General features: G+C 61.0%; 19 protein-coding genes. 11 read left to right on the top strand and 8 right to left on the bottom strand.

The genetic code is table 11. The features are described from left to right. Positions 1-76 precede the first annotated feature (76 nt). Both QMG46_RS21350 and QMG46_RS21345 read left to right on the top strand, forming a co-directional pair. Complete coding sequence (locus QMG46_RS21350; protein ID WP_281849906.1) at positions 77-385, top strand: NAD(P) transhydrogenase subunit alpha part 2; 309 nt, start codon at positions 77-79, stop codon at positions 383-385. Next, a complete protein-coding gene (locus tag QMG46_RS21345; protein ID WP_281849905.1) occupies positions 385-1,815 on the top strand; it encodes an NAD(P)(+) transhydrogenase (Re/Si-specific) subunit beta in 1,431 nt (476 codons plus the stop codon). Before QMG46_RS21350 ends, QMG46_RS21345 begins: the two co-directional genes overlap by 1 nt. Here the strand turns inward: QMG46_RS21345 and QMG46_RS21340 are convergent. Next, the gene (locus tag QMG46_RS21340) at positions 1,812-2,258 is read right to left on the bottom strand and encodes a hypothetical protein (protein ID WP_281849904.1); all 447 of its coding nucleotides are present in this window, start codon (positions 2,256-2,258) and stop codon (positions 1,812-1,814) included. The genes QMG46_RS21345 and QMG46_RS21340 overlap by 4 nt on opposite strands. 238 nt (positions 2,259-2,496) lie before the next feature. Here QMG46_RS21340 and sufT point away from each other — a divergent pair, with 238 nt between their 5' ends. The 3 genes from sufT (at position 2,497) to QMG46_RS21325 (ending at position 6,606) form a co-directional block, all read left to right on the top strand. Next, positions 2,497-3,054 carry a putative Fe-S cluster assembly protein SufT gene (sufT, locus tag QMG46_RS21335; protein ID WP_281849903.1) on the top strand — a complete coding sequence of 186 codons (558 nt, stop codon included), beginning with the start codon at positions 2,497-2,499 and terminating at the stop codon, positions 3,052-3,054. A 197-nt stretch (positions 3,055-3,251) separates the two neighbouring features. Next, a complete protein-coding gene (locus QMG46_RS21330) occupies positions 3,252-4,766 on the top strand; it encodes a M4 family metallopeptidase (protein ID WP_281849902.1) in 1,515 nt (504 codons plus the stop codon). Positions 4,767-5,100: 334 nt separating this feature from the next. Then, on the top strand, positions 5,101-6,606 hold the full coding sequence (locus QMG46_RS21325; RefSeq protein WP_281849901.1) for a M4 family metallopeptidase: 1,506 nt from the start codon (positions 5,101-5,103) through the stop codon (positions 6,604-6,606). A gap of 105 nt (positions 6,607-6,711) precedes the next feature. Here QMG46_RS21325 and QMG46_RS21320 read toward each other — a convergent pair whose 3' ends face one another. Next, entirely contained in the window at positions 6,712-7,197 is a 486-nt protein-coding gene (locus QMG46_RS21320) for an asparaginase domain-containing protein (RefSeq protein WP_281849900.1), read from the bottom strand. 365 nt (positions 7,198-7,562) lie between these two features. On the opposite strand from QMG46_RS21320, the gene QMG46_RS21315 reads away from it, so the two are divergent. The 4 genes from QMG46_RS21315 to QMG46_RS21300 all read left to right on the top strand — a co-directional run bounded on the left by QMG46_RS21315 (position 7,563) and on the right by QMG46_RS21300 (position 12,513). Then, positions 7,563-8,711: a S8 family serine peptidase gene (locus tag QMG46_RS21315; RefSeq protein WP_345781779.1), complete on the top strand. Its 1,149-nt coding sequence runs from the start codon at positions 7,563-7,565 to the stop codon at positions 8,709-8,711. A 93-nt stretch (positions 8,712-8,804) separates the two neighbouring features. Beyond that, positions 8,805-9,947 carry a S8 family serine peptidase gene (locus QMG46_RS21310; protein ID WP_281849899.1) on the top strand — a complete coding sequence of 381 codons (1,143 nt, stop codon included), beginning with the start codon at positions 8,805-8,807 and terminating at the stop codon, positions 9,945-9,947. Between the two features lie 117 nt (positions 9,948-10,064). Continuing rightward, on the top strand, positions 10,065-11,702 hold the full coding sequence (locus tag QMG46_RS21305; RefSeq protein ID WP_281849898.1) for an acyl-CoA dehydrogenase family protein: 1,638 nt from the start codon (positions 10,065-10,067) through the stop codon (positions 11,700-11,702). A 25-nt stretch (positions 11,703-11,727) separates the two neighbouring features. Further along, positions 11,728-12,513, top strand: a complete 786-nt coding sequence (locus tag QMG46_RS21300) for a thioesterase family protein (protein WP_281849897.1) — start codon at positions 11,728-11,730, stop codon at positions 12,511-12,513. Between the two features lie 67 nt (positions 12,514-12,580). Here the strand turns inward: QMG46_RS21300 and QMG46_RS21295 are convergent, their stop codons facing one another. Both QMG46_RS21295 and wrbA read right to left on the bottom strand, forming a co-directional pair. After that, positions 12,581-12,925, bottom strand: a complete 345-nt coding sequence (locus tag QMG46_RS21295; RefSeq protein WP_281849896.1) for a DUF2069 domain-containing protein — start codon at positions 12,923-12,925, stop codon at positions 12,581-12,583. Next, complete coding sequence (wrbA, locus tag QMG46_RS21290) at positions 12,922-13,524, bottom strand: NAD(P)H:quinone oxidoreductase (protein WP_281849895.1); 603 nt, start codon at positions 13,522-13,524, stop codon at positions 12,922-12,924. Before wrbA ends, QMG46_RS21295 begins: the two co-directional genes overlap by 4 nt. Positions 13,525-13,644: 120 nt before the next feature. Here wrbA and QMG46_RS21285 point away from each other — a divergent pair, with 120 nt between their 5' ends. Both QMG46_RS21285 and QMG46_RS21280 read left to right on the top strand, forming a co-directional pair. Next, complete coding sequence (locus QMG46_RS21285) at positions 13,645-14,937, top strand: YihY family inner membrane protein (RefSeq protein ID WP_281849894.1); 1,293 nt, start codon at positions 13,645-13,647, stop codon at positions 14,935-14,937. After that, entirely contained in the window at positions 14,937-15,416 is a 480-nt protein-coding gene (locus QMG46_RS21280; protein ID WP_281849893.1) for a TlpA family protein disulfide reductase, read from the top strand. Before QMG46_RS21285 ends, QMG46_RS21280 begins: the two co-directional genes overlap by 1 nt. A gap of 232 nt (positions 15,417-15,648) precedes the next feature. Here QMG46_RS21280 and ppk2 read toward each other — a convergent pair whose 3' ends face one another. The 4 genes from ppk2 to hemA all read right to left on the bottom strand — a co-directional run bounded on the left by ppk2 (position 15,649) and on the right by hemA (position 21,062). Beyond that, positions 15,649-16,398: a polyphosphate kinase 2 gene (ppk2, locus tag QMG46_RS21275; protein WP_281852943.1), complete on the bottom strand. Its 750-nt coding sequence runs from the start codon at positions 16,396-16,398 to the stop codon at positions 15,649-15,651. 29 nt (positions 16,399-16,427) lie between these two features. Then, positions 16,428-18,536: an O-linked N-acetylglucosamine transferase, SPINDLY family protein gene (locus tag QMG46_RS21270; RefSeq protein ID WP_281849892.1), complete on the bottom strand. Its 2,109-nt coding sequence runs from the start codon at positions 18,534-18,536 to the stop codon at positions 16,428-16,430. A 107-nt stretch (positions 18,537-18,643) separates the two neighbouring features. Further along, on the bottom strand, positions 18,644-19,720 hold the full coding sequence (prfA, locus tag QMG46_RS21265; protein ID WP_281849891.1) for a peptide chain release factor 1: 1,077 nt from the start codon (positions 19,718-19,720) through the stop codon (positions 18,644-18,646). Between the two features lie 64 nt (positions 19,721-19,784). Further along, positions 19,785-21,062: a glutamyl-tRNA reductase gene (hemA, locus tag QMG46_RS21260; RefSeq protein WP_281849889.1), complete on the bottom strand. Its 1,278-nt coding sequence runs from the start codon at positions 21,060-21,062 to the stop codon at positions 19,785-19,787. Between the last annotated feature and the right edge of the window lie 18 nt (positions 21,063-21,080).

Here is a 21,080-nt window from a genome sequence, read left to right as displayed (position 1 = left end):
TCAACGCGGCAGGCTCGCGCGCGTTGACCTGCGACCGTATGATGGCCGAACCACGGGGGTTCGGCACGGAGGGGTCATGATCGACGGGTTCCTGGCGCTATATATCTTCATGCTCGCCGCATTCACCGGTTACGAGATCATCGCGCGAGTACCGGTGATTCTGCACACACCTTTGATGTCCGGGTCGAATTTCATCCACGGCATTGTGCTGGTCGGAGCCATGATTGCGCTAGGGCATGCCGAAACTTCGTTCGAAATCGCGATAGGTTTCGCCGGGGTGCTGCTGGGCGCGGGGAACGCCGCCGGCGGCTACGTGGTGACTGAGCGGATGCTGGAAATGTTCAAGACCAGCAAGCCCAAGCCGGGCAGCGAGGGGGCCAAGTGATGGCCTGGCTGCCGGACCTGATCAAAGCCTGCTATTTCCTCGCTGCATTACTGTTCATTCTGGGCCTGAAACGCATGAGCTCGCCGCGCACGGCGCGGGGCGGCATCGTGTGGGCGGGCGTAGGGATGCTGCTGGCCGTCGTAGCAACTTTCGCTTTGCCGGATCTGCATAACCGCGGATTGATGCTGGCTGCCGTACTGATCGGCGTCGCCGCGGCCTGGTGGTCGGGGCGGCGAGTGGCCATGACGGCCATGCCGCAGATGGTGGCGCTCTATAACGGTATGGGCGGCGGCGCAGCGGCCGCGATCGGCGCGGCCGAGCTGATCGGCTATGCCGGCCGTTCAGTCGTCATGATCGATGGCGGCCAGTTCACCGCCAATGGCGGCTCGGCGCCCTCCACGCCGCAACTTGCATTGGCCGTCCTGGGTGCTTTGATCGGTGCAGTGAGCTTTTCCGGTTCATTGATTGCCTTCGCCAAGTTACAGGGCTGGCTGGACCGGCGTTTCGTGTTCCCGGGGCAGCGCGTCGTCAACATGTTGGTACTGGCCGGCGCCGTGGTGATCGGTGCGTTGCTGGCGTCGGGCCACTTGACCCTGCCGTTGATCGGAGCGTTTTTTGCGCTGGCGTTGCTGTTCGGCCTGATGATGACCCTGCCGATCGGCGGCGCCGATATGCCGGTGGTGATCTCGCTCTATAACGCTTTTACCGGTCTGGCGGTGGCGTTCGAGGGCTTCGTGCTGCAGAACGAGGCGATGATCATCGCCGGTACGGTAGTCGGCGCGGCGGGTACCTTGCTGACCCAGCTCATGGCCAAGGCCATGAATCGCTCGATCGGCAACGTATTGTTCGGCAATTTCGGCGCCGGCGGCGGCGTGGCCCAGGCGATCGAGGGGGCGCAGAAGCCGATCGAAGCGTCCGATGCGGCCGTGATGATGGCCTACGCCGAGCGCGTCGTCATCGTGCCCGGTTATGGCATGGCCGTGGCCCAGGCTCAGCACAAGGTGTGGGAATTCGCGCAGTTGCTGATCGCGCGCGGGGTGAAGGTGAAATTCGCCATTCACCCGGTGGCTGGGCGCATGCCGGGGCACATGAACGTCCTGCTGGCCGAGGCCGGCGTGCCTTACGACCTGATTGCCGATATGGACGACATCAACCCGGAGTTTCACGCCACCGATGTGGCTCTGGTCATTGGCGCCAACGATGTGGTCAACCCGTTGGCCAAAACGGACCCGGCATCGCCGATCTACGGCATGCCGATTCTGGATGTCGCCGACGCCCGTCAGGTGATCGTGGTCAAACGGGGCAAGGGCACCGGTTTTGCCGGTATCGAGAACGCGCTGTTCTACGCCGATAACGCGCGCATGCTCTATGGCGACGGGCAGGCTGCTGCCGGTGCGCTGGTCGCGGCCTTGAAAACACTCGACACCTAGCTGCTCGAGGGCGCCGCCGCTCGGCCTCGGTGGAGGGCGCCCATGACCGCTAGAACCGTGCCGGCCGAGTACCAGACGATATCGCCACCCGTAAGCGTCATCCGGGCGATATCGGTCAGCAAGCCAATGCCCGCCACGCGCAGCGTGTCGAAGAAACCCAGGCCCAGTGAGCCGGCGATACGTGCTCCGGCGACCAGTACCACCAGATAAGCCGAGGCTACGATCATCGCAAGGCCTGCAAGCACGGCAGCGCCGGTGCGTCCTCCCGGATTGACCCAGCCGCGAACGATGCGGCCCAGGATCCAGCCGATCGGGATGGCCAGCCAAGGCATCAGCTTGCTCACCAGGATCGTAGGCACCAGCCAGATCGCCCCCGCGGCCAGGCCGATCATCGCTGTGCAGATCAAGGCAAAAACGAAGCCCAGCAAGCGACGCGCGCTCATTGCAACGGTCCGGCCAAGGCGAGGCGAATAGGGGTTTCTGACATCCGGCTGTCCCTGGGGCAAAACCGGCATCATAACGTGCATGACAGGTAATCGGCCCGGCGATGGGGCCTGCGCACCTTGAGAAAGCATGGCGCTGGCCCGATTTCCATTGGGAAGCCCCTGTCGCCGGGCGCATAATAGGCGGCTTGGCGTGGCATCCGGCTACGTCTACATCAAGGTATCGAACAGGGTTGGCATGAGCGGTTTCAGTCTAAGCAGCGAGCCTTTCACGTTGGAGCGCGACTGCGCAGCCATCATGGTGCCGCAAGGCGAGCCGGTGGTGCTGCCGGCCGGCCAGATCGGCTATATCACGCAGGCCCTGGGCGGCAGCTTCACCGTGTACGTCGAAGGCAACCTGTTCCGCATTGCCGGCAATGACGCCGATGCATTGGGCAAGGAGCCGTTGCCGCCACTGGAGCTGGCCGATAACGCCTCGGACGCCGATGTTGAAAAACTCGTGTGGCAGCAACTGCGCACGGTGTTCGATCCGGAAATTCCGATCAATGTCGTCGAGCTGGGCCTCGTCTACGATGTGAGTGTCGAGGCGGCCGCCGAACAGCAGCGCAAGGTGTACGTAAAGATGACGCTGACCGCGCCCGGTTGTGGCATGGGCGACATCCTCATCGACGATGCGCGTACCAAACTCGAATTGATTCCCACCGTGTCCGAAGCGGATGTCGACCTGGTGTTCGACCCGCCGTGGAATCATTCGATGATGTCCGATGCTGCCAAGCTTGAGACTGGCATGCTGTAAAGGTTCTCTGGAACGGCTGGGGAATAGGTTTGTGCCGACCAACGTTTTATTGCGCATAGTCATTGGTTTTTCCTGACCCACGATAGTGGCGCCGCGCGGATATGGCGTCCGTTCTGCTCGCTCTAGTCTGGTTTGCGTCTGGTTTGTCGATGTCCATCGACAGCTCGACTTATCGCGAATCAACGAGAGGAAAGGCTATGAGCAACGTACTAAGGATGGCGCGTTCCCAGCTGGGGTTGGCTATCGTTTTGGCCATGTTGGCCTCGTCCGCGCAGGCGGCGGAAAAAAAAGAAATAGGCAAGATGTCGTTCAAATCCGCAGCTCCGGTAACGGTAGCGGACCTTGCCGGCAATATGGGCCTGGAAAGTTTCAGCCGCCTTGAGGTGACACGTTCGGCGCCGACCGTCCATGGCACGCGTACCGTGCGCATGCAACAGACCTGGCGTGGGATCCCCATCTTCGGCGCCACCGCGACTGTCGAAGCCGGCGACGGTGACGTGGTGACGCGGCAACAAGGCGATGTCTACGTCGGTCTGGCTACCGATCTGCCGCGCATGCAGCCAAAACTCAGCTCGATGCAGGCCATGGATCTACTGCGCAAACAATCGATCGCGGCGGTCAATGCCACGGTCGAGCCTCGTGATGCCACGCTCATGATCTACCCGCAAGAGAATGGCAAGGCAAGGTTGGCTTATCACTTGTCCTATTTTGTCGGCGGCGAACATCCATCGCGGCCCACTGCCATCATGGATGCCGACACCGGTGAAGTGCTTGAACAGTGGGAAGGTTTGACGCACGCCGAAGCACATGGGCCAGGCGGTAACGAAAAAACCGGGCGTTACATCTATGGAGAGAGCGGTCTGGCCGCTTTGAACGTCAAACAAAGCGGCGCGTACTGCAGCACCGAAACGGAGAACGTGGCCACATACCATTTAAAGAACTCGACCAATCTTGGCAGCGGCGCGATCTGGCAATTCCTTTGCCCGACCAGCCAAGGTGATGCTGTCAACGGCGGCTATGGCCCGATCAACGACGCGCATCATTTTGGCCAGGTCGTGTTCGACATGTACCGCTCCTACCTGGATGCCTCGCCGCTCAAGGCGCGCCTGGCCTTGATGGTGCACTATGGAAGGAACTACGAGAACGCGTTCTGGAATGGCCGGCAAATGGCTTTCGGCGATGGGCAATCGGCGTTTTATCCGCTGGTTGGCCTCGATGTCATTGCACATGAGGTCAGTCACGGCTTCACCGAGCAGAACTCAGGCTTGGTCTACTCCCGGCAGTCGGGCGGAATGAACGAAGCGTTCTCCGACATGGCGGGCGATGCGGCCGAGTGGTTCGATCGTGGAGAAAGCGACCAGATGGTGGGTGCCGATATCGTCAAGGCAAAAAACAGCGCCCTGCGTTACATGTGCGAGCCGAGGCGCGACGGTAGGTCGATCGACCATGCAAGCAAGTACTACAACGGCCTGGATGTGCACTATTCGAGCGGTGTCTACAACAAGGCATATTGCGAACTGGTCAAGAGCGACGACTGGAATCCCGAGAAAGCCTTCAAGGCTTTTGCCCGCGCCAATATGCTGTATTGGAAGGCCAGCGAGACCTTCGATGGCGGTGCCTGTGGGGTAGTCAGCGCAGCTACTGATCTGGGGCTGAAATCGTCGGATGTTGTCGACGCTTTCAAAGCGGTCGGTGTGGTTTGCAAGCGCTGAGTCGTACCCGGTAAGCGGCGAACAGGTTTATGCCGTTCATTGTCGAGCCGGCCCTTTGGGTCGGCCCGACTTATTGAGCCGACAATGGTTGGACGGGTTCTAACGGTCCGCAATCCGTTTCGAACAGCGCAATCTGTGGGCCCGCCGGTGCATCCTCCAGCACATCTTTAAGTCATGCCTAAACTCGCACTAACGAAGCATTACTTGCCTGACATAAGTAGGCGTTGAGCGGGAAGTGCTGTCTGCCTGCCAGGCAACTAGCCTGATTCGGCATCTGATGGCCGACTCGTTGGGGGTTGGCAGGATGTCAGTGATGAAATGGGAGAGTGCCACCATGGAAGAAAGCTTGCAGAGGCGGCTGTCTCTTGCTGCTGCGATGTTGCTCGGTAGTTCGTCGGCAATGGCAGCGACGAAGTTGCAGGTCGAGCAAATTGCGGTCCCGTCCCTAGTGCCGATGCACGTTGAAAGCTTGGCGGGCGGCCTCGGCCTGGAGGCGGATAGCCAGCTGGTTGCCTTGCGGGACGCGCCGACGGCGCATGGGACGCGCACGCTGCGCTTGCAACAGCGATGGCAAGGGATACCGGTCCTGGGAGCGGATGTTACGGTCGAAGTAGCCACAAGGGATACGATCGTTTCCAAGCGTGGCGATGTATTCGTTGATTTGGCAGGCGATATTCCTAAGGTGCAGCCACGCTTGAGCGAAGCTGCCGCCCGAGCCCTTTGGCGCAAGGAAACTGGCGCAACGGCGACGAACTGGGAAGATCGAGACATCGCCCTTTACGTCTATGCCGAAGACGATGGCAAGGCGCGCCTTGCGTACCTTGTTTCGCATGTATCAGGCGGTAGTCGTCCTACAGCCATCATCGATGCGGATACCGGTGAAATACTGCAACGCTGGGAAGGCATGACAACGGCGGAAGCTTCTGGCCCCGGGGGGAACGAAAAAGTTGGTCGATACTTTTACGGAGTCGGCCGGCCTGCATTGCAGGTCAAGCAGGAAGGCGGTTATTGCACGACGAACACACCCGATGTCGTCACGTATCATGCACACAACACGGGAAGTACCATCCGGAACATTCGGCCGAAGCCCCAGGAATGGCGTTTTCCTTGTGGCAATAGCGAGGGTGATGCGGTGAATGGCGCGTATGGTCCAATCAATGACGCGCACCACGCCGGTGGCGTGGTATTTCGAATGTATGGCGATTATCTGGGTATTCGGCCATTAAAGAGTGCACTGAAATTGATAGTGCACGTGGGCAGAAACGAGGGTAATGCTGCATGGAATGGGCAGGAGACGCTGTTTGGGGATGGAGATGGCACGTACTACCCTCTCGTAAGTCTGGATGTGATGGCTCATGAGGTGAGTCACGGCTTTACCGAGCAACAGTCCGGCCTGCTATATCGCGGGGAGTCCGGAGGTATGAATGAGGCGTTCTCGGACATGGCTGGTGAAGCTGCCAAGTGGTTCGATCAGGGCAAGACTGACTATCTAGTAGGGGGCAGTATCTTCAAGGCTTCCGGGAGGGCGTTGCGATATATGTGTCAGCCTGTACGCGATGGAACGTCGATCGACCATCTGAGTAAATACCGTGATGGTATCGGTGTCCATTTTTCCAGCGGCATCTACAACAAGGCGTTTTGCTTGTTATCCGAGAGCGATGGCTGGGATCCGGAAAAGGCGTTCAAGGCATTCGCTCGCGCCAACATGCTGTATTGGAGGGCGAACGAAACTTTTGAGGATGGTGCCTGTGGTGTCCAACATGCCACCAATGATCTTGGTCTGAATCCGGCAGCTGTACTCGACGCTTTCCTGGCAGTCGGAGTCTCCTGCAAGCGCTGAGAAAGGGATTTTATACAGGCGGGCCGAATATATTCGGCCCGTTCTATTCCAGGGGTTGCATGATTGTCCGGCTGGCAAGCTGTTTCCCGCCGTAAGACGGAGATATCAGGCTTCCTCGAACCGGTTCGCGTCGCGATTCTTGCGAACTTTCAACGGATCCCAAACGCGTCCGTTCATCGTGATATATACGCCGTCAGGCAGGGTCTGTACGGCAGCGACGGCACAGCCGATATTGAACACGGCATCCGAGCCCTGAAACCGGGCCGGGTTGAGTGCCCCGGTCAGGACAATGACCTTGCCCTTGACCTGCGCCAGTTCGCGAGCGGTCTCGACCATGGTGTCGGTGCCATGGGTCACCAGCACGTGGCGATGTGGCTGTGCTTCGATGGTGGAGCGAACCAGGGACCGATCTTCGTCGGCCATGTGCAGGCTGTCCTTGCGCAGGATCGGAATGACGTCGAACTGAAATGCAACGCCCAACTGGGTGAGGATTTCGCCGATCTGCGGCGCACCAATCTTGTAGTCCGACTTGTCGTCGAAATAGATCTTGTCGATGGTGCCGCCAGTGGTGACGATAGTCAGATGCTGCATGAAGAAAGGCCAGGTCCGGGGTTGCGGCAGTTTAGCCCCGTGGCGTCGAGTGTTCCAGCTGACCTTGGCCTTGCTCGGATGGCGCGGAAGTTATAGGCGAGGTAGAGGCGATACATGACGGCGCCAGAATCGCATTCCCCGCCATTTGGCATTTTTGTGTGGCTCGTTGCGACGTCATGTCATGACCTGTCCGATGTCACTGCCACCCCGTACGTCGTATCTGATCGGCTCCTGGCGATGGCCTAAGTTCTCTTTCCCCGCGAGGTGTGGGGCGTTTGCAGTACGCGCCGATACCAGCCGATTAAACAGGAGATTAGCCTTTAGTTGCACATTTCGATGTGCCAGTCAAAGGAGAACGGGAGCATATGATGGAACATAAAAGGAAGACCTGCGCCATCGCGCTTGCCATGGGATGCGCAGTCATGGCGGCAGCAACGCAGGGGCGATCGATACCAAATGCAGATGCCTATCGGACACAGTCCGAACCCATAGCCGTAACGCCGGATATCGCTGGAAAAGCGGTTCCGGCCGACCCGCTGTGGCACTTGCAGTGGGCTTTGCATGATTTGGCTGGGGGTATTGGCGTGCAGGGCGCGTGGCCCATTAGTCGCGGGGCGGGGAGTGTTGTCGCCGTCGTGGGGACAGGCATATCCGGGCATCCCGACCTGGAGGGACAGGTGCTTCCAGGCTTCGATTTCGTGACCAGTATCCAACTGTCAGAAGATGGCGATGGGCGCGACGACGATCCATCGGAAGTCGGTGAATGGGAGCCGGGGCCATGTGTGAACTTCGGCACGCATCTATCGGGCATCATTGCTGCGAGAGCCGATAATGGAGAGGGTGTCGCCGGAATCGCACCGGAAGCGAAGATCCTGCCGGTACGTGTCGCAGGCCGCTGCGGCGGTACAGCGGTCGATATGGGTGACGGCATCGTCTGGGCTGCAGGCGGCACAATCAATGGCGTGCCGGACAATCCTCATCCGGCCAGTGTCATCGTTGTCGAAAGCACCGGGCCATGGCCATGCGATCGCTATAGCGCCGACGCCATACGACTGGCGCGCAGCCTCGGCGCTCTGGTCATTGTAGGTGCTGGCGATGACGGCGAAGATCCAGCTGAGCGGTCACCGACCAGTTGCTCGGGCGTCCTGGCGGTAGCGGCAGCGGATCGCAGCGGAGCACTCGCACAGTATTCCAATGCAGGGCGTTTGATTCATTTGAGCGCGCCAGGTGGCAATGGCCGTTTCATTGATGACGACATCTGGTCGACAACCAAGCCCAGTTGGGATGGGTCGACGAATTTTCTGTACACCACGCATCACGGTACCGCCATGGCCGCAGCGCATGTCGCCGGTGTTGCCGCGCTGATGCGTGCGGCCAATCCTTCGCTCGATCCGCTTGATGTGCGCGACATTCTCATGGACACAGCCCGCCCCATGTCTGCGCCATGTACCGGATGCGGCACGGGTTTGCTGGACGCGGGGAGTGCCGTTGAGGCTGCCAGGGATAGCCGCTGAACAGGATACAGACAGACCCGCCGGGGGTTGGCCCATAGGTATTCACCTCAGGCATTAAGCCGGCACATGACATCCGTTGATTAAGGAAGATCGATGAATACGAAGATTCAGCTTGCAGCTATAACTGCGGCCATCATGGGGATGGGTGCCGCATCAGGGACGATGGCGCGGGAAAGCAAGGTGCAGCACGAAGCGACTGCGTTTGCGGCGGCCGATGACCCCTTCTGGGCCAGGCAGTGGAACTTGCATGATCCCAAGGTTGGCATTCGAGTGGAGGATGCCTGGCGGTATACGCACGGTGAGGGCTCGGTTATTGCTGTGATCGATAGCGGTGTGACCGATCATGAAGACCTGCGATCACAGCTTCTGCCCGGCTATGATTTCTACAGCGATGCTGATGACTCGCGCGACGGCGATGGCCTGGATGACGATCCTTCCGATCCGGGAGACTGGCGCGACGCAGGTGAGTGCGGCTTGCAACAGGCGTCCGTATCGCGATGGATTGGAACGGTATACGCGGGAGTAGCGGCTGCTGCGGCCAACAATGGCGTCGGCATTACCGGGGTAGCCCCTGGCGCGAAGATCGTTCCTGTGCGTGCGGTCGGTGCATGCGGTGGCAAGGAGGTGGATATTGCCGACGCCATTATCTGGGCCTCGGGCGGCCGGGTTTTCGGCGTACCTGCCAATGCCAACCCGGCCAAGACCATCATTGTTGGACCGGCCTCGCATGGTCCATGCCCGCAATACCTTGGCGAGGCTATTGTCGATGCACGGAGTCGTGGCGCGACAGTTGTAGTGCCGGCACACAACGAGGCCGATGATGTTGCATTGATCAATCCAGCCAATTGTCCGGGTGTAGTGGTAGTGGCTGCTGCCGATCGTCAGGGCGGGCTTGCCCGATATTCCAGCTATGGGGATAAGGTGTCGCTGAGTGCTCCTGGAGGAACGGCTGGCTCCACGCAATTAGACAACTATCTGCTCGTCACCTATAACTCGGGGCAGCGAGGGCCGGTGCGAGGAAACTACCAATCCCTCGCCGGCACCGAGGGTGCTGCCGCGCAGGTGGCCGGGACAGTTGCCATGATGTATTCGGTCCGGCCTACATTGACGCCGGATAAGGCTGCTGAATATCTCAAGGCCTCCGCTCGGCCAATGGCCTCTCCCTGCAGGCGCGGTTGCGGCGCTGGTTTGCTGGACGCAGGCGCGGCTGTGCGTGCAGCTTTCGAAGGTCGGTAGTTCTGCTGTGCCCACCCGTTGTCATGGCGGGTGGGCACAACCAGGCAAATTCCCGCTTGCCATGTTGGCCGAATCATGGAAACTCGCCCTCGATCGTTCGTTGCGCGAGATGCCGGAATGAATTTTAGCCAATATGCCGAAACGCACGAAGTAACTAACCAGGTCCCGCCGCTGGAAGGTAGCAACCTCTATTTGCGGGACCGGTCATTGCAGGAGTGGCTGCGGCGATACGGTAGCAACGCCGAGACGGAACTGGAGCACTATGGCACCTTGGCTGGTGGCCCGTTGATGAGTGCGGGGTTCCTGGCCAACGAAAACAAGCCGGTCTTCAAAAGTCATGATCGCTACGGCCATCGTATCGACCTGGTCGAGTTCCATCCCGCTTATCACCAGCTCATGCGCACAGCGATCGAGCATGGTCTGGTGGCTATGCCCTGGGACAGTTCGCGCGAGTCAGGTCATGTAACTCGCGCCGGCCTCTACTATCTGCATGCACAGGCTGAGATCGGCAGCGGCTGTCCGCTCACCATGACCTTTGCCAGCGTGCCTGCGTTGCGCCTGCAACCGGAGCTTGCCGGTCTCTGGCAGCCGAAGATACTTTCCCGCCAATACGATCCACGCAATGTGCCGATGAGCGAGAAGGCAGGTGTCACCATCGGTATGGCGATGACCGAGAAGCAAGGCGGCACCGATGTTCGCGCCAACACGACCCGTGCCTATCCGGTGAGTACGCCCGGCCGCGGTCAGGCTTATGAACTGGTCGGACACAAATGGTTTTGTTCCGCACCGATGTGCGACGCCTTCCTGACCCTCGCGCAGACCGACAAAGGCCTGACCTGCTTTTTGTTGCCGCGTCATCGCCCCGATGGCGAACGCAACCAGTTCTATATCCAGCGGCTCAAGAACAAGCTGGGCAACTGGTCGAATGCGTCCAGCGAAGTTGAATTCCGCGGTGCGTTGGCGTGGATGGTCGGAGAGGAAGGACGGGGTGTTCCAACCATCATCGAGATGGTCGCGATGACGCGCTTTGACTGCATGCTCGGTTCCAGTGCGCTGATGCGCCAGGCACTCACCCAGGCCGTACATCATTGCTCGTATCGCAAGGTAGGCGGCCAGCTGCTTAGCGACCAGCCGTTGATGCAGAACGTGTTGGCCGACCTTGCCCTGGAAAGTGAAGCCGCGCTGGCTTTGACATTGCGCATGGGTCATGCGCTGGATCACGCACACGACGAGCACGAGCACAAGTTCGCTCGACTGGTGACGGCCGTCGGCAAATATTGGATCTGCAAGCGTGCGCCGGCGATGATCAACGAAGCGGCCGAATGCATGGGTGGCGCCGGCTATATCGAAGACACCATCCTGCCGCGCCTGTATCGCGAAGCGCCGGTCAACTCGATCTGGGAGGGCTCTGGCAACGTGCAATGTCTGGATGTCCTGCGCGCGCTGGCCAAGGAGCCCGGCGTGATCGAGGTATTCTTCGACGAGCTCGATGGAGGCCATGGCGATACGCGGCTTGCCGCATTGGTCGACCGACTCAGGCGGAACCTCGACGATCACGACGCGCTAGCTTATCGCGCACGCCAGATCGCACAGGACATGGCGCTGGCGCTGCAGGCCAGGCTGTTGCTGGCGTCGGGCAATACGCTGGTGGCCGAGGCATTTATCGCCAGCCGGCTCGGCGAGGGCGGCCGCGTTTACGGTACGCTGCCGCGAGGTATCGACGCGCCTGCGTTGATCGCGAGAGCCTGGGTGTAGGACAGTCTGAGAACAGGATTTGATCATGCGATTTAGTGAAGTCATGGCCACCGTTGCGCGCAATGGCGAGCATTGGACGGCTGAGTTCGGCGAGGACTGGCTACAGGGCCGCAGCGCATTCGGCGGTCTGCAGGCGGCGCTGGTCATACGCGCCATGCGCGAGCTTGTGCCGGCCACGATGCCCTTGCGTACCGTGCAGGTCACGTTTCTAGCGCCGGTGCCTGCCGGTCGCGTGAAGATGCAGGCGAAGCTGTTGCGTGAGGGCAAGAACACGCTGCAACTGGAAGGACGTATTGTCGATGGCGATCAGACGCTATGCCTGGTGATCGCCATCTTCGGCATCGCGCGCGAGTCAGTCGTACGCATCTTGCCGCAGCGCCCGCCGGTCGATGCCGGTGCCGGTGCGACTGTGCTCCCTTTTGTTCCGGGCCTGACGCCGGCGTTTACCCAGCATTTCACCGCACGCTGGTTGCGCGGCGACCTGCCGTATAGCGGCGGCCGCAAGACGACCAGTTCGGTCGAGCTGACCTTGAAAGACGAAGGTCCGGCGGATGAAGTGCAGATCATCGCCTTTGCGGATTTTATTCCTCCGCTCGCCTTGTCGTTGCTCTCCAAGCCAGCACCCGGGAGTTCGTTGACCTGGATGCTTGAATTGCTGACGGACAAGCGCGATATGCCGTGCGAAGGCTGGCGCGTGGATGCGCAACTGGATGCCGCGATAGATGGCTATACCAGTCAGGGCATCGTGCTATGGGGGCCTGGCGGTGAGCCGGTGGCCTTGGCGCGGCAGAGCATGGTCGTGTTTGGGTAGGTGGTTTTTGGTTGCGTTACGGTTGGTCGCGACTGAAGTCGCGACCGTTCGAGGCGCGGAAGTGAAATCAAGCGGCGCGCTTATGCCTGACCCCAGCCCCCAACGTACCGATCAGCAGCACGGTGAGAAAAATCTCGGCCAATGCCAGCCAGCGCTCGCCGCTGGAGCTCCATGCCTCGGCGATGCCGTGACAGAAATAGAACAGGCTGAGGATGCCGGTCCACAGCAGGGCGCGGCGTACGTCACGGATGGCCAACAAGGGCAACAAGAGTGGCGCCATCGTGAGCAGGACAACCAGCCACAGCGGCATCGTCTGTGGCGGGAACAGCCACAGATACCAGGCCAGTTGCAGGACAAAGAGCGCGGCCCAGGCGGCGAGACCGATGCGGTAAGTCGTCGCCACCTGACTCACGCCGATGCCGCCAGTTTGCGCGCGGTGTCGGCCAGGCGTCGGCCCAGGGCGCGCGCCAGTTCACGTTCGTGCTCGCTGATGCTGCGATCGCCCTGCGCACCGGAGACATGGCTGGCGCCATAGGGCGTCCCGCCGGTCTGAGTGGCATTCAGGGCGACTTCGGTGAAGGGCAGGCCGAGCAACAGCATGCCGTGATGCAACAGGGGCAGGGCCATCGACAGCAGGGTCGATTCCTGGCCGCCATGCATGGTGCTGGTAGCGGTAAAGACGGCCGCCGGCTTGCCGACCAGGGCGCCGCTTGCCCATTCGGCGCCGGTGGAGTCAAGGAAGTACTTGAGCGGCGCCGCCATATTGCCGAAGCGGGTGGGGCTACCCAGCGCAAGCCCGGCGCAATCGTGCAGGTCCTGGCGTGTGGCGTACGGGGCGCCCTCTTCGGGTTCGGGCGGTTGGGCCACTTCGGTCACCGGGGCCACCGGCGGTACTTGGCGCAGGCGCGCGCGCATGCCGGGAATTTCTTCGACGCCGCGTGCGATCAGCCTTGCCAGCTGGGCGGTATGGCCGCTGCGGCTGTAGTAGAGCACCAGGATGTCGTGGCTCATGGGCATTGGGGCATTCAGTGGCAATGCGCTAGTGTACCGGGCGATGCCACCCTGTCGCCGCCTTCGGCGATAGCCGATGCCCTGCCACCGCCTCGGTGGCAGCCGATGAAGGACCCGTCAATGGCTTTTCGTTTCGACCGCGCGCGCTTGCTGAGTTTTGGTCGCTTTCTCTGGCACCGTTTCGTCGACGACAAGTGTTTCGAAACCGCCGGTGCCTTGTCTTATACGACACTGGTTTCGCTGGTGCCGTTGACCGTGGCAGTGCTGACCGTGTTTGCCGCCTTTCCGATGTTCGCCGATGCGCGCGTCACCCTGATCAATTTCGTATTCCAGAACTTCGTGCCGACGGCCGCCACCGAAGTCCAGGATGCCTTGCAGAAGTTTGCGGACAACGCACGCGGGCTGACCGGCATCAGCATCCTGGTCATGCTGTTCAGCGCCGTGTCGATGATGATCAGTATCGAAGAGCGCCTCAATCGCGTATGGCGCGTGCAGCGCCCGCGTCGCTGGACCTCGCGCATTCTCTTGTATTGGGCTGCATTGACGCTGGGGCCGATTTTCATGGCCGGCAGTATTGCCGTGACCTCGTACGTCACGGCCTTGCCGTTGTTGAACGATGCCGTGGGCCAGTTTCGCCAGACCATCGGCAGCCGCCTGATCGGCACCTTGCCGTTCGTGCTGACCCTGCTGATTCTGTGGCTGATGTACACGTTCATTCCGAACCGTCGCGTGCCATGGCGCAAGGCAGGTATCGGTGCGGTTATCGGCGCGGTGCTGTTCGAAATCGTGCGCTGGGGCTTTACCTTGTTTGTGCGCAATGCGCACACCTATGACCAGATTTATGGTGCGTTGGCGGCGCTGCCGATCCTGCTGCTGTGGATCTATCTCTCCTGGGTGATCGTGATCCTGGGCGCCTCGATTTCCGCCTCGATTTCCGCCTTCGATTATCAGCCGCCCAGCGAAGCGCTGCCGCAAGGCGATGAGTTTCTCGGATTGCTGGTGGTGTTGAAATTCTTTGTCGACGGCCAGCGCAGCGGATGCGAAGTGGAGCCGGAGACGATACGCGCACGCGCCCCGTATCTTCATACGTCGGCGATCGCGGATTATTTCGAGGACCTGCAGCGCGCGGACCTGATCCGTCGCGGCGAATCCGGCGGTTGGTTGCTCAGTCGCAGTCTCGACAGTGCTGATCTGCTCAGGGTGTATGGTCACAGCAGTTATCGCCTGCCATTGCAGCCGGTTGAGAAAGTGGCGGCGTTGGGTCTGGCGTTGCCGGAAGAACTGGTCAATGTGCTCGAGCGTGTTGCCAAGACGCTATCGGGTGAGCTGGGTACCCGGCTTGAAAAGGCCTATCCATCGTCCCCATCGTCAACGCTTTGCGCATCCGAATCCGAGTCTGAGGAATACCCCTGATGAAGCTGTTTGCACCTATTGCCCTCGCTGCTGCCCTGCTGCTGGCCGCGCCGGCTCACGCCGAGATGCCGGCACAACCCAAGCTCAAGGTCACCACGCTCGATGGCAAGACCTTCGATCTTGCTGCCGAGCGTGGCAAGTGGGTGATCGTCAATTACTGGGCGACATGGTGCGTGCCGTGCATCAAGGAGATGCCCGACATTTCCAAGTTCGTCGCCGATCACAAGGATAAGGTCGCCGCTATCGGCCTGGCCTACGACGACAGCGAAAAAGCCGATATCCAGGCCTTCCTGGTCAAGCACCCGGTGGTTTATCCGGTGGCGCAGGTGCCATTGGACAAGCCACTACCCGATTTCGATGAGCCTCGTGGCTTGCCGACGACCTGGTTGATCGGGCCGGATGGCAAGGTTGCCAAGCGCTTTGTGGGCACGGTTAACGAGCAGTCGCTCGGTGAAGCGATAGGGTTGGGCAAGAAATAACGTTTATCACGCGCTATTTATTGGCAGCGGCATTTTTTGTTTCGACAGCCCTTCCTACTCGTCATCCCGGCGCAGGCCGGGACCCAGTGGCTTCGGTTTTAGGTTTTCGCGATAGAGCAGATGCTTGTTTGCTCTCGCGATAACCGATCACAAAGTCACTGGGTCCCGGCCTGCGCCGGAATGACGATGGGAGAACCTGAGGTGCTAGTGGCTCGCTTCGGTCGGAACTGATCTAGAGCCGGCCGAACGCATCAGGCACCCATAGCGCCTTATCAGTGACATGTTCCTGGCGAGGCTTGTGCTTGAGCTTGTCGAGCTTCATCTCGGGGATCTTTGCGTCATGTCGCGGCACCTGTTCGAGCAAGTGCCGGATCAGGTTGACGCGCCCGCGCTTCTGATCGTTGAAGTCCACCACGAACCAGGGCGCCGCTGCGGCGTGCGTGCGCTCGATCATGACGTCGCGCAGTTCGCCGATTTCCTTGTATTTCTTGCGCGCGGCGATATCGACCGGCGAAAGCTTCCAGCGCTTGAGCGGGTCTTCCGCGCGATCCTTGAAGCGCTTTTCCTGCTCCTCCTGATCCACCGCGAGCCAGTACTTGATCAGGATGATGCCGTCGTCGGTCAGCAGCTTTTCGAAGGTCGGTACCTGGCCGAGAAACGCCTCGTATTGTTCCTTGCTACAAAAGCCCATCGCCGGTTCGACTACCGCGCGGTTGTACCAGCTCCGGTCGAACAGCACGAATTCGCCGGCCGACGGCAGGTGCGATATGTAACGCTGGAAGTACCACTGCGTCGCTTCTTCCTCGCTTGGCTTGGACAAGGCCACGATGCGGTAGTTGTGCGTGTCCATGCTTTCGGTGATGCGCTTGATCGTGCCGCCTTTGCCAGCGGCGTCGCGACCTTCGAAAATCACCGCAAGCCGCTGACCGCTGCGGCGCAGGTAGCGATTCAGTCCGGCCAGCTCGAACTGCAGTTCTTCCATGGCCTTTTCATAGGCCTTGTCTCGTTTGCTCACAGCAACCCTCCCAGATCGATATCCGCCGGCGGCCTGCCGATGCGGTGACGTGCGCTCATGCCCTGGATCGCGCGACGGAAATCGGCGGCGAATGCGTCGATGTCGAACAGCGGATGCTTTGCGCGGCTCTTAAGCAGATGTTGGCGTACCACCTTCAAAGCGTCCGGATCGTTGCCGAGCTCGGTCGCGATGCCGACAAAACTTTCTTCGTCTTCGGCGATCAGCTCCGGCAGGCCCGCATGAAACAGCAGGCTCGCGCCGACACGTCCGGCCAGACTGGCGCCGGGGAGCGTCAGCATCGGGCAGCCCGCGCGCAAGGCATCGATGGCTGTCGCCTGTGCGTTGTATGGCGTCGTGTCCAGAAACAGGTCGACATGTGCATATCGCGCAAGATATTCGTCGTGCCGTAGTTTAGGCATGAAGATCACGCGCTCGGGCACGATATCGAGCGCCTGCGCGGCCGCACGCAGACGACGGTCGGTGCCGTCGGGGCCGGTCTGCAGCCACAGCACGCTGTCGGGCACATGCTGCAGGATCAGCATGAAGCGCGCGAACGTGGTCGGGTCGAGCTTGTAGCTGCTGTTGAAACTGGCGAACACGGTGCCTTGTTCGGGCAGGCCGCAGGCGGCACGCGAAGGTGCATCGGCAATGTCGGCAGCGGGATCGCAGGGAATGAAGCAGCGCGGCAAACGAATCAGCTTCTCGCTGAAATGCTTGCGCATGGGGGTGGGCAGCACCACGGTATCGGCAATCAGGTAATCCATCCATGGTGCGCCGGACGTGGCGGGAAAGCCCAGCCAATTGACCTGGATCGGCGCTGGCTGCAATTCGAACAGGTCGATGTTCGAGCCACTGCCGAAGGTGCGCAGATCGAACAGGATTTCGATATCCGCCGTGTGGATGCGCTCGGCGGTTTCGGCCACGCCCAGGCGGGTGATGTCGTGCACCTTGGCTGCGGCTTCCAACCGCTGGCGAATCGGGCTGTCGTCGCTGGGCGTGGTGGCAAACAGGTGGATATCCAAATCGTCGCCGCGCAAGGTTTCGATCAGCGTCACGATCTGACGGCCAATCGGATGCTCGCCAAATCCATTCGAGACGAAGCCGACGCGCCAGGCCGAGGTGGCTTTCAAGCTCGGATAGCTAAAGGCCAGCTGGCGTCGCAGCGGGTCGATCTGCGTTTCCGTGTGTTTGGCAAACGTGGTTGCGCAACGCAGCTGTTCCGCAGGCGTCCCCGCTTCAGCCAGAAAGGAGAAAGGTGTGATGCCCTGGCGTTGCTCGGCCACGGCGCGATGAAGCCGGGTGCTCAGTTCCTCCAGGTCGATCCAGTCGCATAGCCGACGCTTGGTAAACACCAACTGGCTCAGCGCGAGACCTGACGATGCATCCAGGCGCAGCGCGCGCGCATAGGCCTGACCGGCTGCTTCCAACTGGCCGGAGTCATCCAGCGCGATACCGGCTTGCAGCGGGTAGCGCGGGTTCTCGGGGGACAGTTGCTCGGCGTGCAGAAAAGCCTGTGCCGCCTCGGCTCGCCGTCCCTGCGCGCGATACACCATGCCGAGCAGTTCATAGGCAACGTCGAAAGTCGAGTCCAGATGCAGGGCTTCTTCGATGTGCTTGATGGCCTGGTCAGTGTTGCCCAGCTCCAGTTCGGCCGCGGCAAGATTCAGTCGCAGTCCGGGGTGCTCCGGCGCGCCGTGCGTGGCCATCGCATACGACTCGCGTGCTTGCGCATAGCGCGCCGCGGCCATCAATGCATTGCCGAGCGTAAGCAGGATGCCCGGATGTCCGGGCGATTTCTTCAAGGTGTTGCGCAGCAGTTCGATCGCCGCATTGGCTTGACCGCTCTCGACCATCACCGTGGCGAGATTGCAGAACGCGTCGACATGTTCTGGTGCCAGCTCGGTCGCGCGTTTCAGCGCAGCCAGCGCTTCGTCCTTGCGTCCCAGTTGGAACAAGGCCAGCCCGTGCATGCGCGCATACTCGGCATCGCCGGGAAATTGTGCGCGCAACTCGGCAGCGGCCATTTCGGCTTCGGCGATGGCGCCGCGCTCGATGAGGTCGGCGACTCGCTGCCTGGAATCGGGAGGTGATGCGGTACGGTTCATGCGCGCACGCTAGCGCAGGTCGGGTTCCGGGCCAAGCTTTTTGGGGTGTCGGGAGCAAGAGGGCAGGAGCGAGGCACAGGGGCGGTGAACTGCTGCACTCTTTACCCCTAACCCGTCAGCGTTTTCAGCTCGTCCGCCTGATGTTCGCGGGTCAGCGTATCGATCAGTTCGTCCATATCGCCCTGAAGCACTTCGGGCAGACGATACAGGGTCAGGTTGATGCGGTGATCGGTGATACGGCCCTGCGGGAAGTTATAGGTGCGGATACGCTGGCTGCGGTCCCCCGAGCCCACCTGCAGACGACGCGATTCGGCCTGGGCGGCGGCCTGCTTGCTGCGCTCATCGTCGAGCAGGCGTGCCTTGAGCAGACTCATCGCGCGGGCGCGGTTTTTGTGCTGGCTGCGCTCGTCCTGGCATTCCACCACGATGCCACTGGGCAGATGGGTGATGCGAATGGCCGAGTCGGTCTTGTTGACGTGCTGGCCACCGGCGCCCGATGCACGGAAGGTGTCGACTTTCAGGTCGGCATCGCGCAGCTCGATATCGGCGATATCGTCCAGCTCGGGCAGGATCGCTACTGTCGCGGCTGAGGTATGGATACGCCCCTGCGATTCGGTTTCCGGTACGCGCTGCACGCGATGCGTGCCCGATTCGAACTTCAGCTTGGAATACGCGCCTGCGCCTTCGACGCGCGCGACGATTTCCTTGTAACCGCCGTGCTCGCCGGGGTGTTCGCTCAGGATTTCCACGTGCCAGCGGCGGCGTTCGGCGTAACGCGCATACATGCGAAACAGATCGCCGGCAAAGATCGCCGCCTCGTCGCCGCCGGTGCCGGCACGCACTTCGAGGAACAGATTCGCTTCGTCGCGTGGATCTTTCGGCAACAACAGGATCTGCAGTTCGCTATCGAGTTCGACCAGGCGCTGTTCGAGGCGATCGATATCCTCGACCGCCATTTCGCGCATATCGGGATCGTCCAGCATGGAACGCGCATCGGAAAGTTCGCGCTCGGCCTGGTCGTGTTCGCGCAGCGACGCGGTCACCGGCTCCAACTGTGCGTACTCGCGCGAGAGCTCGCGAAAGCGTGTGTTGTCGCCCAGCACATCCGGCTGGCTTAGTAACAGCCCGACTTCTTCGTGGCGTTCGGCAAGGGCTTCGAGTTTGCGGCGAATGGATGGCGTCATGGGGCAGCAGCGAGAGGGAGGGGGTAAGAGGCGAGAAAGTGGATCGGCAGTTCTTTCTCGTTTCTCACTCCTCGGTACTCGCTTCTGGTGTGTCGTTCAGGCCGTACAGCCGCCCCGCGGCATGCAGCAAGTCCATGTCGCCATTCAATGCGGCTTCGCGCAGGCGCGCACTGGGATGATGCAGCAATTTGTTGGTCAGCGTATTGGCAAGGAAAGTGAGCGCTTCCTCCGGCGGACGTCCGCGTGCCAGCATCGCCTGCGCCTTGGCCAGCACTTCGTCACGGTAGGTTTCCGCATGCTGGCGCATGTCCATGGCCGGGTTGCGCACGTTCAATGCGCGGCGCCAGGCCATATAGCGTTCGACCTGCAGGTCGATGATCGCATCGGCCTCGCGCGCGGCGGCTTCACGCGAGCGACGGTTGTCGTCGATCACCTGTTTCAGGTCGTCGATACCATAGAGATAGACGTCGTCGAGTTTGCCGACGCCTTCCTCTATGTCGCGCGGTACGGCGATGTCGACCATGAAAACGGGCTTGTGCCGGCGAGCCTTGATGGCTTTTTCGACCATGGCACGCGTTACCACCGGAACACGCGAGGCGGTGGAGGAAATGACGATGTCGGCCTCGGCCAGGTGCTGCGGCAGATCCTGCAGTGCGATGGCATAACCGCCGTGGCGGCCGGCCAGCTCCTGCGCGTTTTCCAGCGTGCGATTGGCGACGATCAACCGGCGCACCTGCTTGTCGACCAGGTGACGGGCCGCCAGTTCTACCGTGTCGCCGGCGCCGATCAACAGCACGCAGGCCTGGCGCAGGTCGGTAAATACCTGCTCGGCCAGGCGAACGGCGGTAAAGGCGACCGACACCGTATGCGCGCCGATGCGCGTGTCGGTGCGCACGCGCTTGGCTACGGCAAAGGTGTGCTGCAGCAGGCGATCCATCGGCGCGCCAAGCGACTGGGCGTCGCGCGCCATTTGATACGCGTCTTTCACCTGCCCAAGAATTTGCGGTTCGCCCAGCACCATCGAGTCCAGCCCGGTGGCGACGCGGAACATATGGCGGACCGCATCGTCCTCGTCATGCCGGTAAAGGAACTCGTCGAGCTTGCCCGGGGTCAGCTGATGATGCTGACTCAACCATACCTGCGGTGCGCTCTCCGCTCCGGCCTTGACGCTGACGTAAAGTTCGGTGCGATTGCAGGTGGAGAGGATCATCGCCTCTTCCACGCCGGGCTGCTGACGCAGGTCATGCAAGGCCTTGCCCGCGGCGTCCGAATCGAACGCCACCTGCTCGCGCAGGCTGACCGGCGCGGTGAGGTGGTTGAGCCCTAGGGCGATCAGCGTCATGGCATGAAATAAGTGGCT

It is taken from the genome of Dyella sp. GSA-30, from assembly GCF_027924605.1.
Classification (GTDB): domain Bacteria; phylum Pseudomonadota; class Gammaproteobacteria; order Xanthomonadales; family Rhodanobacteraceae; genus GSA-30.
This window is presented reverse-complemented; position numbering and strand designations above follow the sequence as displayed.

Coding starts and splice junctions, on each gene's coding strand:
- QMG46_RS21280 (WP_281849893.1), top strand. CDS start 14,937: ATGAAGCTGTTTGCACCTATTGCCCTCGCTGCTGCCCTGCTGCTGGCC.
- QMG46_RS21270 (WP_281849892.1), bottom strand. CDS start 18,536: ATGAACCGTACCGCATCACCTCCCGATTCCAGGCAGCGAGTCGCCGAC.
- QMG46_RS21300 (WP_281849897.1), top strand. CDS start 11,728: ATGCGATTTAGTGAAGTCATGGCCACCGTTGCGCGCAATGGCGAGCAT.
- QMG46_RS21345 (WP_281849905.1), top strand. CDS start 385: ATGGCCTGGCTGCCGGACCTGATCAAAGCCTGCTATTTCCTCGCTGCA.
- hemA (WP_281849889.1), bottom strand. CDS start 21,062: ATGACGCTGATCGCCCTAGGGCTCAACCACCTCACCGCGCCGGTCAGC.
- QMG46_RS21285 (WP_281849894.1), top strand. CDS start 13,645: ATGGCTTTTCGTTTCGACCGCGCGCGCTTGCTGAGTTTTGGTCGCTTT.
- QMG46_RS21305 (WP_281849898.1), top strand. CDS start 10,065: ATGAATTTTAGCCAATATGCCGAAACGCACGAAGTAACTAACCAGGTC.
- QMG46_RS21320 (WP_281849900.1), bottom strand. CDS start 7,197: ATGCAGCATCTGACTATCGTCACCACTGGCGGCACCATCGACAAGATC.
- prfA (WP_281849891.1), bottom strand. CDS start 19,720: ATGACGCCATCCATTCGCCGCAAACTCGAAGCCCTTGCCGAACGCCAC.
- wrbA (WP_281849895.1), bottom strand. CDS start 13,524: ATGAGCCACGACATCCTGGTGCTCTACTACAGCCGCAGCGGCCATACC.
- QMG46_RS21310 (WP_281849899.1), top strand. CDS start 8,805: ATGAATACGAAGATTCAGCTTGCAGCTATAACTGCGGCCATCATGGGG.
- QMG46_RS21315 (WP_345781779.1), top strand. CDS start 7,563: ATGATGGAACATAAAAGGAAGACCTGCGCCATCGCGCTTGCCATGGGA.
- ppk2 (WP_281852943.1), bottom strand. CDS start 16,398: ATGGAAGAACTGCAGTTCGAGCTGGCCGGACTGAATCGCTACCTGCGC.
- QMG46_RS21325 (WP_281849901.1), top strand. CDS start 5,101: ATGGAAGAAAGCTTGCAGAGGCGGCTGTCTCTTGCTGCTGCGATGTTG.
- sufT (WP_281849903.1), top strand. CDS start 2,497: ATGAGCGGTTTCAGTCTAAGCAGCGAGCCTTTCACGTTGGAGCGCGAC.
- QMG46_RS21340 (WP_281849904.1), bottom strand. CDS start 2,258: ATGAGCGCGCGTCGCTTGCTGGGCTTCGTTTTTGCCTTGATCTGCACA.
- QMG46_RS21350 (WP_281849906.1), top strand. CDS start 77: ATGATCGACGGGTTCCTGGCGCTATATATCTTCATGCTCGCCGCATTC.
- QMG46_RS21330 (WP_281849902.1), top strand. CDS start 3,252: ATGAGCAACGTACTAAGGATGGCGCGTTCCCAGCTGGGGTTGGCTATC.